Here is an 18,592-nt window from a genome sequence, read left to right on the forward strand (position 1 = left end):
GTGTGCAAAACCGCATAAATTATGTAAATACACATATTATTTATATCTGAAGCACTAGACAACTTGATGAAGTGCGGAATGTGGGTAAAAATTAAGGTGAAAGTTAGATACCATAAAAACACCTAACTAACCGCCTTAACTCTCTTTTGCTAACCCCTACCACCACCAATAAAATATAACAATGCCATTCTCACAGCTACACCGCTAGTCACCTGATCTTGAATTAAACTAAATTCAGGATCATCCATTAAATCTGAACTAATTTCTACACCTCTATTAACTGGACCAGGATGCAAAACTTTCACATTTGATTTACAGGCTTTCAACCGATTTCTAGTAATTCCAAATAATTGATGATATTCCCTTAAACTGGGTAATAAATGGGCTGTCATTCGTTCTTTTTGCAAACGCAATGTCATCACAAAATCAGCATTTTCTAAAGCTGGTTCTAGTTGCCAATGGATAAATAAACGTTCTGCATTTGCTGTACCTTGTAAATATTCAGCAAAGAATTTAGGTAATAATGTGGGAGGTGCTGCTAAATGCACTTCTGCACCACTGGCGGTTAAACTCCAAATATTAGAACGGGCAACGCGAGAATGTAAAATATCTCCAACAATGGCAATTTTTTTACCTGCTAATAATTCGATTCTCGGTTTTTCGGGATTAATTAAACTACAAATTGTAGATAAATCTAATAATGCTTGAGATGGGTGTTCATGTTGTCCATCACCTGCATTTAAGACACTGACTTTTTCACCTAAACGATCCATTTCTTGGGCGATCGCCTGGGGTACTCCTGCTTCTTTATGGCGAATTACCATAATATCTGTACCCATTGCTAAATAGGTTTTAGCGGTATCTAATATTGTTTCTCCTTTAGTCATGGAAGATGTAGCCGCAGCAAAATTCAGAGTATCTGCACTTAACCTTTTAGCAGCTATTTCAAAACTACTCCGGGTGCGGGTAGAAGGTTCAAAAAATAAATTTGCCACTACCTGTCCTTGCAAAGTGGGTACTTTTTTAGTTCTGCGTGATAGAACCTCTCTAAATGAAGCCGCAGTTTGTAAAACCGCATTATATTCATCCGTTGTGAAGTCAGATAAAGAAAGAATGTGATGACGATTCCAAGTAGTTGTAGGCATTTAGATTTTGGATTTTAGATTTTGGATTTTAGATTTTGGATTTTTGAGGTAATTAGCAGTAGTCATGAACAATTACCAATTACCCATTACCAATTACCAATCACCAAACCTTTAAGTTGGTAAATGAAAGACTTTCAAAGCAATAGAAACTATGCTCAGGAAGGTGACAAAACCGATAGTATCCAGCATGGTGGTTACTAATGGACCACTCATTAAAGCTGGATCTAATTTTAGCCTTTGTAATCCCATTGGTAGCAAAGTTCCCAAGCTCACCGCCACCATTGTATTCGTTGCCATGACTGTGCCGGCAACTAAAGCTACCCATCTTTCATTCGGTTTTGCCCAAATAAGAGATAGGGCGATCATTGTTACACCTAATGCAATAGCTGTACCTAACCCCGCTAAAAGTTCTTTGCGGAGAATTTTACCAGTATCTTCTGCTGTTACTTCTCCTACACCTAAACCGCGAATAGTCACGGTTAAGGCTTGAATACCGACAGTTCCCCCGGTGTTAGAAAATATGGGCATAATTACAGCTAGAACCGGTACAGCCGCAATAACTTGTTGAAAGGGAGCGATCGCACTAGCCGCACCAATATACAATGCCATGATACCTAATAACCAAGGCAACCGTTTTTTAATAGTTACATGAGGAGGAGACAAAGCTTCTTCATCGCCACTCACAGCAGCTAATTTTTGGATATCTTCTGTAGCTTCTTCTTCTAAAATATCAATGACATCATCAATGGTAATAATTCCCACTAACCTATCTTCCCGATCTACTACAGGCATAGCAATTAAATCATAACGTTGCATAATTCTGGCAACTTCTTCCTGTATGGTTTCAGTTTTCACTTTCACAACATGAGAACTAGCAATATCTTTAATTAAGACTTCGGGAAATGTAAATAATAACTGACGCAAAGAAACAACACTAACTAATTTACGGTTATCGTCGGTGACGTAAGCATAATAAATTGTTTCTTTATCTTCGTCTTGTAAACGAATTTTGCTTAACGCTTCACCTACAGTTAAACCTTCTCGCAACCGTACATATTCTGTTGTCATTACCCTGCCCGCAGTACCTTCAGGATAACCGAGAATTGTTGCTGTTGCTTGTCTTTGTTCTGGGCTAAGTTGTTGTAATAAACGTTTAACAACTCCTGCGGGTAATTCATCAAATAAATATGCCCTTTCATCAGGACTCATTTCTTCTACAAGATGTACTACTTGGGCATCATGTAAAGAGTTGATCAGTTCTTCTTGTACTTCTGTGGGTAAATATTCAAATACATCAATAGCTTGATTTTTGTTCAGTAAACGAAAAGCGATCGCCCTTTGTTTTTCAGGTAATTCTGAAATATATTCCCCCACATCCACAGGTTGTAGATTATTTAAATCACATTTTAATTGATTTAAGTCAGCAACATCCAATGAATTGCGAACATCTTGTGTCAGCATAATAAATTCCTCCTAATGTCTCCCCCTCGCTGGGAGACTTTCTCGCCAGCTTAGGGGAGGATACTACTGCCATCTGGTGGACTTTTGTCCATAAAATTTCAAGAACTCAATATTGATATTTAATCAAGTCATCATTAAGTTATCATCCTAACCCGGAATTGGCCGATTTGATAACAACCTGGCAATAATGCTTTCTTAATGTAGCATTATACACCGGGGTATATTTTAGATGCCTTGATTTTTTACAGATGTAGTGATTTTACTACTATATTAATCTGTGTCAAGTCTATCAGGCACTTTACTGGAAATCTTTACACAATGGAGATATCTCTGGTTACAAATCTGGTTTTCACTATGTTCAGGGGTTTTGTGCTAAGAATCGGGTAATATAAAGATAAAAGCAAGAAAACCTATAATCTTAATTTACTGTAACATCATCAGCGATAACAACCAGTTCAATTACTTTTTAATGAGGAAAAAATGAGAATTAAGCAAATTTCAGTAACAGAACTTTTTGGTATTTTCAATCATGTTATTCCCTTGAATACAGAAGACAGAATAACTATCATTTACGGTTTAAATGGTATTGGTAAAACTGCGATATTGAAAATGATAAATGGGATTTTTAATTTACAATTTTCAGAGTTTCGTAGTATTCCCTTCAAGGATTTTCAAGTGGATATTGATAATGGAAGTTATCTGAGAGTAAATAAATGCAAACTTGCTAATGAAGAAAATCAACTCACATTTTATTTTAAACAAGATAGTAGTAGCAAGGAAGTTAAATTCATTCCCAATAGACTGGAGGCAAAAGAAATATCAGAAGTTCCTATTTCCAGCATACTAGATGATGTAGTTCCTGGGCTGGAAAGAATTTATCCTAACCGTTGGTTATATGTACCCACTAATGAAATATTGCATTTGCAAGAAGTTTTAGAAAGGTTTAGTGATTTCTTGCCGGAAAAAATTAGATTAAAAAACATACCCAAATGGATGGAACAACTCAAAAAATCTATTGATATAAATTTTATCCAATCACAGAGATTATTTAACTTGGCAGAGAATACTAAATTTCGTATGGAACGTTCACGAACTTTAATGATACCTTCTGTCGCCAGTTATGCAAATGAATTAGCAGCAAATATTCAAGCTAAACTAGCAGAATATGGGACTTTATCTCAATCACTGGATAGAACTTTTCCAGTTAGAGTTGTTCAGCAAAAAAACTCAATTTATATCACGGATACACAAATACGTAATAAACTGAATGAACTTGAAGAAAAACGTTCTCATTTAATCAATACTGGACTTTTAGATAACGATGAAAATCAGAATTTTCAAGTACAGGAAACAATAGATGAAAGCACAAAAAAAGTTTTATCTGTCTATGTTGAAGATGTAGAGAAGAAACTCAAGATTTTTGAAGAACTAGCACAAAAGATAGAACTAATCAAGAGAATTATTAACCAGCGATTTTCTTATAAAGAAATCAATATTAGTAAAGAGAAAGGTTTTACATTTACTTGTAATGGAAATTCTTTGTCCCCCACACAATTATCTTCTGGAGAACAACATGAATTAGTAATACTCTATGAATTATTATTTAAAGTTAAACCAAATTCATTAATTTTAATTGATGAACCAGAACTTTCACTGCACGTAGAATGGCAAGTGAATTTTCTTAAAGATTTACAAGAAATTACACAAATTGCCAATGTAGATGTTTTGATAGCTACTCACTCACCTGATATAATCCATGATCGATGGGACTTAACTGTTGAATTAAAAGGACCCCAGGAATGAGAGATGCTATCACACCTGAGCGCATTGCTACTCAAATTCGGATGAGACGCAGTGCTTACTCAGGGACTTTTATAATTGTTGAAGGTTCTACCGATGCGCGGGTATATGAACGCTGTTTAGATAATAAAAAATGTGAGTTTTCAATTGCTCACAATAAAGATCAAGCTATAGCTGCATTATCTATTCTTGAAAGAGATAATTTTGCAGGTGTATTAGCTATTGTTGATGCAGATTTTTCCAGACTTGAAGGAACTTTACCAGCTAGTCCAAATCTATTATTTACTGATTATCATGATTTAGAAATTATGTTAATTACATCTCCTGCACTTGATAAATTAATGCGTGAATTTGGCAGTGAAGAAAAAATTAATAATTTTTCTAAACTTTATCAACCAATTATTATAAATCTCTTGGAAAATGGTAAATTGATAGGTTATTTAAGATGGGTATCTTTAAAATTTAATCTATCACTTAAATTTGAAAATCTCACCTATAGTAAATTTTTAGATCAGAAAACCTTAAAAGTAGATATTACCAAATTGATTAAAGCAGTTAAAGACCATTCCCAAAAACCAGCCCTGATAGAAAAAGATATTCAAGAAAAGTTAGAAAATCTACAAGATAATGATCATGATCCGCATCAAGTTTGTTGTGGTCATGATTTAATTTGTATTTTGTCAATAGGGTTGTGTAAAATCTGGGGAACATGGAACAGTAATGATGTTAAACCAGAAGTATTAGAGAAAATTTTAAGACTGGCATACGAAGAATCCTATTTCCGTAATACACAGTTGTACAAATTGATTCAAGTCTGGGAACAAAATAACCAACCTTATCAAGTTTTATTATCCACATCTTCAAAAAATTAACACCTTCTGCCTTCTGCCTCCTGCCCCCTGCCTTATACCTTGTGTATAATCCCACACAACACCCCACACCCTACACCCCCAGAAATTAACCCTCTGGTAAACTGTCAAATACCTGTTGAACTAACTGCTTAGTCTTATTTTCCAAATGTTGCCAATCCACTTCCCCAAACTCATCTAATAAATTAGTATCAATATCAACATCTGTATTTTCTGGACTGTAATTGACAAAACACACTTGATAACACAGATCCCACAAATCCACATTCACTTGCTGTTCTTGACGTTGCAAGCGCAAATGGTATCCTGGATGGGGCATAGGCAACAAAGCAAGATTGGCCTTAATATCTTCCACCTCTTCCGGTGTGGCAGTTTCCATATCTTGCAACAACTGTGTCACCATAGCCTTGGTTTCATCAGTTGTACCAGGTGGCCAAATCAGTACATCATGGTAAGTTCCTTTCCAAGAGGATGTATCCAGATGCTTACGAATATTATCAACAACGCGAATAAAAGCCGGTTGCATGAGGATTTCAGCTTGCTGCCATGTGGTAGAGTTTGTTATCTTAGGTGGCATTGTTAGTTAAGAAAAATACTAAACAAACAGTAACAATTTGTTGTTTTTATTAAAAAACTGCAATTTTAGTCTAAATCTTTTCTCAAGATAGCGGATCTCAGGACAGAAAATTTGGAGATATTTATTACCGTTTGCAAAATTAGGTGTTAAAACTGGGGAGGGAATGATGATTGGCAAACTACTAGACCATAGATACCAAGTCATACGCATTTTGGCAACAGGAGGATTTGGTCAAACCTATATTGCTGAAGATACTAGGCGTCCTGGTAATCCCATCTGCGTTGTCAAACACCTTAAACCTGCCAGCACAGACCAAAAAATCTTTGAAACTGCTAAACGTCTATTTAACAGCGAAGCAGAAACTTTAGAAAAATTGGGTAATCATGACCAAATACCCAGACTACTCGCTTATTTTGACGAAAATCAAGAATTTTTCTTAGTTCAAGAATATGTTGACGGACATACTCTCACAGAAGAACTGATACCCGGCCAACCTTGGAGTCAAAACCAGGTGATGCAGTTGTTGTTGGAAGTGCTGGAAATTTTAGAATTTGTCCATCAACAAGGTGTAATTCATCGTGACATCAAACCAGATAATATCATCCGTCGTGCTGCTGATTATAAATTAGTTTTGGTAGATTTTGGGGCAGTTAAACAATTAAGGTCGCCTTTAGTCTCTATTGGCGCACAACTCACCGCTACAGTTGCTATAGGCACTCCTGGCTATATGCCCACAGAACAAGGACAAGGTAAACCCCGTCCTAATAGTGATATTTATTCTTTGGGAATTATTGGTATTCAAGCTTTAACTGGAGTACCCGCTAACCAATTTCCAGAAGATCCTGATACTGGTGAAATTATTTGGCAGCATTTTAGACCTGTCAATTATCAATTGGCGGAAATTCTCAGTAAAATGGTGCGTTATCACTTCAAGGATCGCTACCAAACTGCAACAGAAGCACTACAAGCTTGTAGAGAGTTTGTGAATATGACTTCTACATCTTCTGTTTATTCCGAAGCTCCCAAACAAGTTAGCTACCATCCCCCCAAACCCGCTTATACCAGCAAACTATCTCAAATCTTTTCACAGCAAACCGTCGCAGTTGCACCTGGTAATTCTAGTCCTGTTGTTCCTCAACCTGTTATTCAACAACAGGATAACAAACCTGATCCATTACCCCTGATTATTGGTTTATTATTAGCTGGTGGTGCAGCAGCTTTGGTAACAAATTTATATCCAAATGTGAAAAATATCGCTGCTAATTGGACTGGGAAAAGTAGCACTTCAGCTACAAATTGCCTGGCTATAGTCAAGCCTAATTCTAATGTCCGTTCTGAACCTAGTGCGATTAATTCTGATAATATTTTAAAGACTCTTGGTGATGCTAGTGAGTTCGATGTCACTGGTAAAAGAACAAAACGCGGTTGGATAGAATTAAAACTTAAATCTGGTCGTTTGGCTTGGGCGCACTCTGATGTTATTATTAATAATAATGAATGGATTGCTTGTTTGCGGGATCAAGGAATTTCTATTCAAACAGTAGATGATCTGCCTTTAATTGCATCTCGACCTGTTCCCAAACCACAACCAAAACCAATTGTTGTTGCTACTCCCAACCCAGTAAAATCTGAAAAATCTCCAACTAGTGAGGAGCAGAAAAAAATTGTCGAAACGGCTAGACAGAAATTTGAATCAGGAGATTTACCGGGGGCGATCGCTCAACTCAAAACCATTCCTCAAAATGCAGCTTCTGGTATTAAAGAAACTGTGGAAATAATTAATCAATGGCAGCAAGACTGGGCTAAGGCTGAAGCACTAGCTAATGAGATTAATAAAGCTATTGATAATGGTCAATGGGATAAAGTTTTAGCTTATCGAGACCAGCCCGAAAAATTACCAAATATTAAATATTGGCAAAATAAACTAGAACCATTGTTTAAACAAGCCGCAGAAAACGCTGCTAAACAGGTTCTTCCTAACCAAGACCAAAAACCCAATCAAAATCAAGCAAATACTTCCAAAACATCCACCACTAAGGAAAAGGAAGATAGTGCTAATTAACCAGATGGTAATGGAAATGTTCTTTTTCCCATTACCAATTACCAATTTCCCATTACCAATTACCCATTAACGTAATTCGTCGTATTCTGCCGTTTCCACTCTTCTGGTTTCTGGGCGGGAAGATGGTAAAAATTCAGCCCGTCTAATTGTAGCTAAAGGAGGTGTGGGTCCGTGATAGGGGTGAATTACTTGGACGGTACGGGTAGGACGTTGCTTAGGAGAGAACAGGGATAGAACTCCAGCGACAACCACACCACCACCAATAGTCAGAGTTGCCCCACCTACAGCCCAAATTATAGGTGAAGACCACCAGGGATTTTGTTCAGCTGGTAGTGCAGCAGCGACTTTTTGCTGATTTTGCTGTTGAGCTAACTGCCACTGATGTTGAGTGAAATTTTGAACCTGACCTTGAAGTTGCTGATTTTGTAATCTTAGTTGTTCATTGTCGGTTTTCAACTTCTCCATCTGCATATTCAGCTTTTCCATTTCCAGACGTTGGTCGGAATTGGGTGCAATGGGTTGGGGGTTAGGATATACTGGTTGCCCATAGTTAGGGGGATATTGCATTGAAGGCTGCATCAATTGGGGCGCTACAACCGCAGATGGCATTTGTGGAGCCACAGCAAAGTTAGGTTGTTGTATAGGGGTATTCGTTCCTTTGAGCAACAGGAGAGCCGCTAAACCAGCTACAGCCACTCCGCCGATAAATGCCATACTTTCACTCATAAAATTTACCCCTCAACTAATACCAAACCATAATTTAATTGTGACTGACACAATATTATACTCTCTCTCACACTCATAAATTTATTGCCTAGTTTTAATTCACATAGGACTCAACCTATAAGCAAATATATCAGGTAGTTTTTTTTCAGCCTGGTATGTATTGTTAATATTCAAGACTATATCAGTCAAATTGTCCACCAGGGAATGATAAAAAAACTACGCTGTTATCTTTTTTAATCTACTTTTCCCAAATCATCAAGAGGGAGTTGTGATTGTTTGCTTGAGAGTTTGGCAAAATTGAGCGATCGCCGAGAGTCCTTGTTCTGGTGTTCCTTCTGCTAAACGCTTCACCACCGCACTACCAACAATGGCTGCATCCGCTCCCCATTCTCGCACTTGCCGCGCTTGTTCAGGATCGGAAATTCCAAAACCAACACCAATAGGTTTATCTGTAAAACTGCGAATTTGTGTGAGTAAGTCAGAAACACGACTTTCCATTTGTGATCGCATTCCCGTTACCCCGGTAACACTTACCAAATAGATAAAACCTTGGGATGCTTTGGCGATCGCTTCAATTCTCTCAGCAGAACTGGTAGGAGCTACCAACAGTGTTAAATCAAGATCCATCTCACTCGCTGGTTTCAGTAGCCCTGCTGCCTCTTCTAAAGGCAAATCAGGAACTACCAAACCTGCCACACCAGCAGCCTTAATTTGCCCCAGAAACTTATCAATTCCTCGGTGTAAAATTGGATTGTAATAAGTGAATAAAATAATTGGCGCTTGCAAACTGGGAGTAGTAGCTTGTAACATTTCCAGCACTTGATCCAAAGTAGTACCCTTTTGTAAAGCGCGGGTAGCAGCAGCTTGAATCACCGGACCATCTGCCAGTGGATCAGAATAGGGAACACCCAGTTCAATAATATCCGCACCAGAACGATCTAGAACCTGCAAAGCCTGAGCAGTAGTTTCTAAATCAGGATCACCAGCAGTAATAAACGGAATCAGAGCGCACTCGTGATTCCGTCTTAAAGTTTCAAAACAACGAGAAATTGCAGTCATTTGTTAGTGGTCAGTGGTCAGTGGTCAGTTATCAGGTAATTGGTAATTGGTAATTGGTAATTGGTAATTGGTAATTGGTAATTGGTAATTGGTAATTGGTAATTGGTAATTGGGTTATTCATCTTACCCAGTCCCCAGTCCCCAATCCCCAGTCACCAGTCCCCAGTCACCAATCACCAGTCCCCAGTCACTAATCACCTGATTCAATTTCAGCTTGTAATTTCGCCAATTCTTCGGGAGAGAGTTCATCTAGTCGCTTTTCTAAGAACGCTTTTTCATACTCTTCCCGTTGTTGATGGTAGGTCATTTTTTTACTCCCTGCACGGAAAAGATATGTGGCTAACCAACCTATCAAACCCACAACCAGTAAAGCTTGACTCCAAATTCCAGCGTCTTGGACATCGAAACCGACTAACTGTAATCCTACATAAGCCAGTCCACCAGCCAAAAAAACGCCCAAAGTAATACCGATTGCATCAATACGTCGCATGAGAGTTATGACCTACCAATATACTAAGTGAACAAATTAAACAATTTGTCTGCGCCGGGGTCGAACATTGGCAATTGGGGAGAGCAGCAACAGACCCGGAAAGAAGAAAAACACCAAAAAGTACATGAATCCACGTTCTACAGAACTGGCAGAATACCAACGCAGCTTGAGATAAAACATCACAATCATTGGTACTACCAGAAGATAAGCTCCCGCTAAAGCTAAATACAGTAGTGCTACAACCATAATTCTTTGTTTAGATTTGAGAATACCATTTGGTGCATCTACTACCCATGATATGCCCAACCTGTCAACTAAGGGAAGTATTGGTGATTGGGGACTGGTGATTGGTGACTGGTGACTGGGTTATTAACTTCCCTTTCTGCCCCTACCTGCCCTATGTCCCTATCTCCCCTGAACCTGCCTATTTTCAAGGGTTGTAGCTAACAATGAAAAAAAAATTGCCAAATACTTGGCAAAATTATAAAAACCAGGTAAAATTGTGTTATAATAAAAATCGCCTGTTAAATGCGAGTGCATCAAACACCGTAGCTTGTGAAAAATCCAACTTAAAAAAAAGTTAAAAAATTTTTTTCAAACTACTTGCACAAAAAACGCAGTTAATGGTAGGATTACCAAGGGTGTTTTGAGATACAAAAACAAAAAACCCTAAACAAAAAACCCTTTGGGAGTGTGGCGGAATGGTAGACGCTACGGACTTAGAAAACTGAGCCTTGATGGAGAAATCTTTCAAGTGGAAGCTCTCAAATTCAGGGAAACCTAAATCTGTAATCTAAGTGAACAGATATGGCAATCCTGAGCCAAGCCCAGAACCTTTAGAGTTGAGAATTGATTTTGGGGTTAAATCCAAAACTCAAATTTCAAAGTTAAAATTCCGGGAAGGTGCAGAGACTCGACGGGAGCTACCCTAACGTTAAGACGAGGGTAAAGGGAGAGTCCAATTCTCAAAACCTGTAAGGAAGTAGCGAAAGCTGCGAGAGAATGAAAATCCGTTGACCTTAAACGGTCGTGGGGGTTCAAGTCCCCCCACTCCCACTTTTGATAAATAAAACTAATTATAGTCAGTGTGATATTTTCAGTTACACTGGCTCTTTTAATTTTATTAATTCCTCCTATCAATTACTTGCCTTTCATTATTACAGATAGGTAAAACTGATTATAAAACATTATCAATTTTAAAATTTATATGATTCAAAATTTCTGCTTTATTATTTCTTAACAATTAATTGAGAATTATTTTTATTTATTCACGGTATTGCAATATTTTCAGCCTTCTGGTATGATTTAGAAGAATTTGTAAATTGCCTAAATAGTAAGTATTTTCAAGATTAATTTTGCAGCAGCAGCTAGAAATCATTGCTATATAAGACTTTGCGAAAAATAAAAAAATCAAATATACAAAACTTAACCAATTAACCAAGGTTCAGAAAAACTAATTTTCCCAGAAATTCGATGCTGTTATTTGAGGGTTCTAGCTCCTGGTATTGACAAATAAGACAAATCATGATATTAAATGCTTTTGTTTTACTTACCATTCCCTGCTTCAAGGGTTAAACCGCGATAGACTTGTTCAATGGGGAATTTGAGGTTAATACTTTTGAGTTCAATAGTGTCACCTGGTTTGTAGTTGATAATCAACCAGTCTCCTACGTCGTTTTTATGATATAAGTCAATTTCCATGCTAGTAGAACTGACTAGGAGATAATCTATTAAGGCTGGATTTTTTTGATACATTCTAAATTTACCACCACGATCATAAGCTTCGGTGCTGCTTGATAAAACTTCAACAATTAAGCAGGCGTAGGTGATGTATTGAGTATTAGTTTTGTCGCGATCGTCGCAGGTGACGCTCGCATCTGGATAAGTGTAGTTATTAGTACCGAAAATATTAACTTTGATATCAGAATTTCCAGTGATACAGCCTGTATTTTCTAGGTGGCTGTCAAACATGGCGGTGAAGCGGATGGCGATACGACCATGATTGACACTACCACCACTCATGGCGTAAACCTGCCCGTTGATATATTCGTGTTTTTCTAGTTGGGTGAGTTCCCAGGTCAGGTACTCTTCTGGGGTGAGGTGGGGGGTTTTGTCTTTAGCAGCGATCATTTTTTTGGTAATTGGTAATTGGTAATTGGTAATACTTTTATTATAATTTTCTGTTCCCTTGTTTCCCAATCACCAGTCACCTAACTAGAAAAACGTTCATCCAGGGAAGCCAAAGCAGCACCAGCAATTTCCGCTAAGATGCTAATGAGACGATAGAGAGCGATCGCACTGATTACCAAAGCAGCGGGAAAACGATGTTGTAAAAGAGCGATCGCTGTAGCTTCAAACACCCCCAAACCACCAGGCGCACCGGGAACAACCAAACCCAAAACCCAAGCAAAACTAAAAGCCCCGAATAATAAAGGAATTTGGCTTAATTTTACAGAAAATAAAGCATACATAGTTAAAACAAACCCAGTTCCCCGTAATCCTAAAAAAATCAATTCACCCAACAAAGGAAGCAGAGGATAGCATTCCAGACCTAAACCATTAATAGACTGATTTTCTGATGTAGAATTTTGATTTTTTTGATTTTTTAACCGATATAAAAAGCGAATTATGGGATTTAAAACCAAAGGATGAACAGCACCCAGCAGTACAACTAAACTGAGAAATTGCAAAATTTGTACCCAAATATTAGTGTTATTAACTGCCAATTGACTACCAAACAAAACAACAGTCATTAAAGCCGCAGTAGCCATGAGTAAAGGTTCTAATAAAACGCTTAAAGTTGCAGTAACAGTAGAAATATTAGCATTTTTAGCCGCCAAGATCCGCCCGTAATAATGCCAAACATTGCCAGGTAAATACTTAGCAATATTCGTTTTTAAATAAACTTGAATAAATTCAAAAGTTGAAACAGATTGATTAAACTCTTTTAATATCCAAGTCCAGATCCAACCAGCCCAAGTATGTGCCAGTAAAGTTACACCAGTAGCAATTGTTAAAATTGCCCATCCGGCCGCATCTATACGGATAGAACTCACTTCTAGCCAATTATCCTTTAAAGCTTTCCCTAAAAAAAATAGCGTTCCCCCGAAAATGAACCAGCGTAAAGCGTTTTTCACAACTTTTTTCATTATTTGTAGAATTTAAGCATTAAATGGAGCAAGATCATTATATTAAATAATATCTCCCTATAGTTAGATAAAATCAAAAATTAATCACCACTAAAATGTCACCTAAGCTAGAGGTAGAGTTGATTTAAAAATCCTTAGAATAATATCAGGTTTTCCATGTAAATAAATCAAACCTAAATAAATCAAACTCAAACTATGTAAGTATTCAGCAATCAGCAATCAGCAATCAGCAATCAGCAATCAGTAATAGTCAGTAGAAAAAGCTTCAGGATTTTTAAAATAAAAAGCAGATAAAGCAAGCAATAGACCTGAATTACAGAAAAATCCCGCAGTAAGTAAATAGACTTTTGTGATTCAGATTTTATGCTTTTATGCAGTCGAAAAAATACAAGGAGGATAAGATGAAAAGGCTAACTAATTGGTTACAAAATCTGCGACCATTGAAAATTTTAAGCATATTTTTGGCGTTAACATTCCTATGTTTAGCACAAGCTTGTAATCGTCCTAATATAGCGGGACAACCACCACAACCAGCGGCACAACCACCAAATGCAAAAAGATATGATCCGACAAAAGATTATCCTATTTCCAAATATCAAGGAGGAATGAACAACTTTAGTGATGTAGATCCCAGAGCAAGAGAAGCTGAAAAAGCAGCCAGATATAGAGCAGATCAACTCATAGAAAATGCTCAGAGAAATATTGAACGCAAGGGAATTGATAGCACTGATCAATATATTCGTAATTATCGAGAAGGAACACCTTTTGGTGAACGGGTGAAAAACTTAGGTGAAGATGTGGGAAGTTCAGCGGAAGAATTGCGAGAAGGAGTAACCAAGGGTACTCAAAGAGGAATGGAAAATCTTCAAGAAAATGTGGAAAAAGGAGTCAAAGACTTAACTAAAAATGTACAACGTGGAACTGAAGACATCGGTAGAAATATTCAACGTCGAGCAGAAGATACAGGAGAAGCAATAAACAGGACTTTACAAGAAGCGCATTGATATTAAGAAGAATACAGGAGTCAGGAGTTACAGAAGAATAATTAGATATTGTACCTATAGCCTTACACAGAGTAGTTAAGACATCAATGGATCATCAAAGTCTTACTACAATAGGGTTTTACTCTTGACTCCTGACTTCTGACATTTTTGATTTTGTGTGATGTTGTTAATTGTGACTATACCAATTATGTAAAGCCAAACGTTGAATTTCCCGCCAAGGAATATTATGTTTTCGTGCTAAGTCTGCACAATCTTCATATTCTGGCTGCACATTGGTAATGACTTTTGCTGTTGCTTCTCCTTTCCAGGCAACTTTGACAGCGACTTTACCATAGGGGGTTTCTACTTGTTGTATTTCTCGTTGTAAAATACGGCGTTGTTGAGTTGTGCGACGAATCCCTAAAGTTGTAGTTTCACGAAATAAAATTTCTTCACAAATGGCTAAATTTTCTGGATGACAAATCACGGTTAATAAAAGTCCTGGACGTGATTTTTTCATCCCTATACTTTGAGTAAAGACATCCACCGCACCAGCCGCAAATAAAGCATCAAAAATATAACCGATCGCTTGGGGATTTAAATCATCAATTTGGGTTTCTAAAACTGAAATAGGTTCTAAATGTGATTCTGAATGATGCTCTGCATGATGCTCTGCATGATGTTCTGAATGGTGATGAGTATTAGCAACATCTGTAACACTGGTTTGAAGATTTGAAATTTCACCAATCCACAGCCGTAGTATATTAGGGATGGGTAAATCAAGAGAACCTGCACCCAATCCTACTTGTTTGAGGGTCATTGGTGGTGGTGAACCAAAACTTCTAGCTAAAGTAGTGGCGATCGCTGCCCCTGTGGGTGTCACCAGTTCTTTATCAATGCCGTTGCTATAAACTGGACAACTCCGCATTTCCCACAACTTCAAAACTGCGGGTACTGGTACTGGCATTTGTCCATGTGCCGCACGAACAGTTCCCCCACCAGTGGGAAACGGTGAACAGTATATTAAAGGTAATCCTTCTTTATTTGTATTGATACCTAGCCAATCTAAACCCACGCAAGTCCCCACAATGTCCACAATCGCGTCTACAGCACCAACTTCATGGAAATGAACTTTTTCCGGTTCAATGCCATGAACTGCTCCTTCTGCCACTGCTAACTGGCGGAAAACGGCTAAACTCCAAGCTGTTGCCCGTGATGGTAGATTGGCTTTGACAATCATCTCTTCTATTTCTGGCAGGTGACGGCCATGATGATGAGAGTGTTCATGATGATGGTGATGGTGATGGTGATGTACTAGGTCTACATGAACCTTAGTTGCTTGTTGTGTTTGTCTGTGGACAAGTTCTGACCGTAACTGGTATTCCTGCTCAATTCCTAAACCATTGAGTTTTTCTATCAGATACTCTACGGGAACACCCAGACTTACCAAAGCACCCAGACACATATCACCAGATATTCCAGTGGGACATTGAAAATAAGCAATTTTAAGCATAAATTAGTCATTAGTCATTAATCATTAGTCATTAGTCATTAGTCATTAGTCATTAGTCATTAGTTAATTCTACCCAATCACCAGTCACCAGTCACCAGTCACCAGTCCCTAATCCCCAGTCATGGCCAAGATTTTTGAAATTCATCCTGATAACCCTCAAAACCGCCGTATAGAGGATATAAAGTTGGCGCTTTCTAGTGGCGCTATCATGCTCTACCCTACTGATACAGTCTATGCCATTGGTTGTGATTTGAATGCTAAGTCGGCGGTGGAAAGAGTGAGACAAATTAAGCAGTTAGCCAATGATAAACCACTGACTTTTTTATGTCCTTCACTTTCTAATGTGTCTACTTATGCCTTCGTAAGTGATACAGCCTATCGGATTATGAAGCGTTTAATACCAGGTCCTTACACTTTTTTGCTACCTGCTACCAAGTTAGTACCGCGACTGGTGCAAAGTCCTAAGCGAAAAACAACAGGAATCCGCGTGCCAGATCATAGGGTATGTTTGGCATTGCTGGAAGCGTTAGGAAATCCGATTATTTCCACTTCGGCACATTTACCACACAATGACACAGATGATGAAATATTAGGAGTAGATTCTGAATCTATTCTGTCAAGGGTAGAGCTATTTGACCGTTTAGATAACTTGGTGGACATCATTATTGATACAGGTGAAGAACCTACGAATCAAGTGTCTACCATTTTAGACTTGACGGATGAAGAACCAATAATTACACGGAGGGGGTTAGGTTGGGAAGCCGCAGCAGTTTGGGTATAATAATTCAGCTTTACAGATTCAACCCTCTGTTTCGTAATTTGTGATAAATATACTCCAATTTTGAAATTGTCATACCAAAAAACGCTGGGATCAGGGAAAATGAGATGGTGGCAAATCTTAGCATTGCTAGGGTTTGAATCATTTTTAGCGTCTTCTCCATACCGATATCTCACCTTTAATCTGGTTGCTGATCAAAAAAGCGACACACTTGACAGGCCCCTTAACTTCTGAAATTTCCTACAGTCTTATATGTCAACAGTATTTGCGGGGAGTCTTGATAGATGTATGTCACCAAGATTCTCTGATGATGACTGGACTTAAGAACTGTGTCTGCGTTTTAGTTAAGGTGCAATACCAACTCCAGGAAAAGTCATGAAAGCTAACCTCGTCAATCTGCCAAATTCTACACCTGCTTTTGATAGTGATGTTTCAAATGAAGATTTATCAGGTACTAATTCTGAGACTTTAGTACAGCTTCTTTGTCAGGAAATGCAGTCTCAAGTCAAGGCTTCATCTGGATGTGTCCAAGCTGTAGCCAAACGCATCACTAAAGAAGTAGAACGGATATGTGATAAAAGTTCCCGCATTCAAACTTCTGGGCAAGTTAGGTCTTGGCAGATTACTTTAGCAAGACATCGTGTACAAAAGTGCCTGCGTTACTATCAGTTGGGTTCACGACAAGGGAGGGTAGAGTTACATAGTAGTTTAGGTGCTATTGTTTATCGCCACGTTACTCTTGCTGGCTCAGAATTGGGTTTTGAAGCTCGTTATAATCTGATTGAGGATTTTCTCCAAGCTTTTTATATCGAAGCGATTAAAGCTTTTCGTCGGGAAAATGAATTAGCTGAAGATTATACTCCCCGGACTCAGTTACAATTAGCTGAGTATATGGCGTTTACGGAGCAGTATGCCAAACGTCGAATTAATTTACCTGGTGGTGCGAATCAACAGTTGATCGTGTTACGCGCTCAAGGTTTTGCTCGTCGTCAACCCCAGGAAACGACTGTTGATATTGAAATGGCGGTTGATTCTGCTAAAACTGAAGAAGCGGAATCTTATCAACGTAATTTAGCAGTGCAGCAGATTAGATCCCAGATGGTTGCTAAACCTAGTTTTGATCCTTCTGAGGAGTCAGAACGCGATCGCGTAATTACTGAGTTGATGAAATATCTGGAGTCTCAAGGTCAATCTGACTGTATGAATTATTTGTCTTTGAAACTTCAAGATTTGTCTGCACCAGAAATTGACCAAATTTTAGGTTTAACCAGTCGTCAGCGTGATTATTTGCAACAAAGATTTAAATATCATGTTGAGAAGTTTGCTAAACAGCATCATTGGCAATTAGTACATCAATGGTTGGGTGCTGGTTTAGAACATAAGTTGGGTTTGTCTTCTCAACAATGGGAAGTGTTCTGGAATCAATTGACTGAACAACAACAGCAAATTTTTAACTTAAAAACTGCAAAGGAAAGTGATCAGGCGATCGCTAAGGCTGTACAATGCACTCCCAAACAGCTACAAAAACGCTGGACTCAAATGTTAGAATTAGCTTGGGCTATCCGCAACGGTAATGTTGAAGTTAAGGCCTGATCATTCTCTGGTGAAATTGTTACATTTATCTGCATACCTAGCCACCTTATACACCTGTTTCTACAAAATAACATTCTCCTCTATTTCTCCCCCATCACGGGAGAATTAGAGAAGTAGTTATCACCATTAAAAATTAAGAAAAATCAAAAAAAATTAAGATCCCCGACTTCTTTTATAAGAACAAAGGCTGAAAACCCTTGAGGTTAAGTTTTTACGCCACGCTCCAAAACTTAACCGTCCTTTAGGCAAGGGTTAGTAGCTAGTTACTGTTTTCTTAACCAATACTAACAAATACTCACATTTACTGAAAATTTCCTGTCATCTTTTGCTTTGTGACAGAATTACAGTAAAATCACTGTATGCTACTAGGATTCAAAACCCAACTCA

Annotated in this window: 16 protein-coding genes; 6 read left to right on the plus strand and 10 right to left on the minus strand. The window is 38.1% G+C overall.

The genetic code is table 11. The features are described 5' to 3' along the window. Positions 1–149 precede the first annotated feature (149 nt). Positions 150–1,145, minus strand: a complete 996-nt coding sequence (locus tag PN497_RS12715; RefSeq protein WP_096570020.1) for an aspartate carbamoyltransferase catalytic subunit — start codon at positions 1,143–1,145, stop codon at positions 150–152. Positions 1,146–1,256: 111 nt separating this feature from the next. After that, positions 1,257–2,606: a magnesium transporter gene (gene mgtE, locus PN497_RS12720; protein WP_096570022.1), complete on the minus strand. Its 1,350-nt coding sequence runs from the start codon at positions 2,604–2,606 to the stop codon at positions 1,257–1,259. Between the two features lie 480 nt (positions 2,607–3,086). On the opposite strand from mgtE, the gene PN497_RS12725 reads away from it, so the two are divergent. Next, positions 3,087–4,409 (plus strand): AAA family ATPase, encoded by a 1,323-nt coding sequence (locus tag PN497_RS12725; RefSeq protein WP_096570024.1) that lies wholly within the window; start codon positions 3,087–3,089, stop codon positions 4,407–4,409. Next, positions 4,406–5,278, plus strand: a complete 873-nt coding sequence (locus tag PN497_RS12730) for a DUF4435 domain-containing protein (RefSeq protein ID WP_096570026.1) — start codon at positions 4,406–4,408, stop codon at positions 5,276–5,278. Before PN497_RS12725 ends, PN497_RS12730 begins: the two co-directional genes overlap by 4 nt. Before the next feature lie 85 nt (positions 5,279–5,363). On the opposite strand, the gene PN497_RS12735 is transcribed toward PN497_RS12730, so the two are convergent. Next, entirely contained in the window at positions 5,364–5,852 is a 489-nt protein-coding gene (locus tag PN497_RS12735) for a hypothetical protein (RefSeq protein WP_096570028.1), read from the minus strand. Between the two features lie 166 nt (positions 5,853–6,018). On the opposite strand from PN497_RS12735, the gene PN497_RS12740 reads away from it, so the two are divergent. Then, positions 6,019–7,914: a serine/threonine protein kinase gene (locus tag PN497_RS12740; RefSeq protein ID WP_096570030.1), complete on the plus strand. Its 1,896-nt coding sequence runs from the start codon at positions 6,019–6,021 to the stop codon at positions 7,912–7,914. A 66-nt stretch (positions 7,915–7,980) separates the two neighbouring features. Here PN497_RS12740 and PN497_RS12745 read toward each other — a convergent pair whose 3' ends face one another. The 6 genes from PN497_RS12745 to PN497_RS12770 form a co-directional block, all read right to left on the minus strand. Beyond that, complete coding sequence (locus tag PN497_RS12745) at positions 7,981–8,640, minus strand: heterocyst differentiation related protein (RefSeq protein WP_096570032.1); 660 nt, start codon at positions 8,638–8,640, stop codon at positions 7,981–7,983. Between the two features lie 255 nt (positions 8,641–8,895). Continuing rightward, positions 8,896–9,699 carry a tryptophan synthase subunit alpha gene (gene trpA, locus PN497_RS12750; RefSeq protein WP_096570033.1) on the minus strand — a complete coding sequence of 268 codons (804 nt, stop codon included), beginning with the start codon at positions 9,697–9,699 and terminating at the stop codon, positions 8,896–8,898. A gap of 190 nt (positions 9,700–9,889) precedes the next feature. Then, positions 9,890–10,189, minus strand: a complete 300-nt coding sequence (locus PN497_RS12755; RefSeq protein ID WP_096570035.1) for a DUF3007 family protein — start codon at positions 10,187–10,189, stop codon at positions 9,890–9,892. A 36-nt stretch (positions 10,190–10,225) separates the two neighbouring features. After that, complete coding sequence (gene ndhL / locus PN497_RS12760) at positions 10,226–10,438, minus strand: NAD(P)H-quinone oxidoreductase subunit L (RefSeq protein ID WP_371851453.1); 213 nt, start codon at positions 10,436–10,438, stop codon at positions 10,226–10,228. A 1,296-nt stretch (positions 10,439–11,734) separates the two neighbouring features. Continuing rightward, positions 11,735–12,319 carry a Uma2 family endonuclease gene (locus tag PN497_RS12765; RefSeq protein WP_096572751.1) on the minus strand — a complete coding sequence of 195 codons (585 nt, stop codon included), beginning with the start codon at positions 12,317–12,319 and terminating at the stop codon, positions 11,735–11,737. 80 nt (positions 12,320–12,399) lie between these two features. Then, positions 12,400–13,338: a lysylphosphatidylglycerol synthase domain-containing protein gene (locus PN497_RS12770; RefSeq protein WP_096570037.1), complete on the minus strand. Its 939-nt coding sequence runs from the start codon at positions 13,336–13,338 to the stop codon at positions 12,400–12,402. Positions 13,339–13,739: 401 nt separating this feature from the next. Here PN497_RS12770 and PN497_RS12775 point away from each other — a divergent pair, with 401 nt between their 5' ends. After that, positions 13,740–14,342 (plus strand): ring-infected erythrocyte surface antigen domain-containing protein, encoded by a 603-nt coding sequence (locus tag PN497_RS12775; protein ID WP_096570039.1) that lies wholly within the window; start codon positions 13,740–13,742, stop codon positions 14,340–14,342. A gap of 166 nt (positions 14,343–14,508) precedes the next feature. On the opposite strand, the gene larC is transcribed toward PN497_RS12775, so the two are convergent. Further along, positions 14,509–15,834 (minus strand): nickel pincer cofactor biosynthesis protein LarC, encoded by a 1,326-nt coding sequence (larC, locus tag PN497_RS12780; RefSeq protein ID WP_096570041.1) that lies wholly within the window; start codon positions 15,832–15,834, stop codon positions 14,509–14,511. 121 nt (positions 15,835–15,955) lie between these two features. Between larC and PN497_RS12785 the strand changes: the two genes are divergently transcribed. Beyond that, positions 15,956–16,615, plus strand: coding sequence for an L-threonylcarbamoyladenylate synthase (locus PN497_RS12785; RefSeq protein WP_096570043.1), 660 nt, complete (start codon positions 15,956–15,958; stop codon positions 16,613–16,615). A gap of 372 nt (positions 16,616–16,987) precedes the next feature. Further along, entirely contained in the window at positions 16,988–18,205 is a 1,218-nt protein-coding gene (locus PN497_RS12790; protein ID WP_096570045.1) for a HetZ-related protein, read from the plus strand. Positions 18,206–18,592 lie beyond the last annotated feature (387 nt).

The sequence above is a fragment of the Sphaerospermopsis kisseleviana CS-549 genome, from assembly GCF_028329225.1.
Taxonomy (GTDB): domain Bacteria; phylum Cyanobacteriota; class Cyanobacteriia; order Cyanobacteriales; family Nostocaceae; genus Sphaerospermopsis; species Sphaerospermopsis kisseleviana.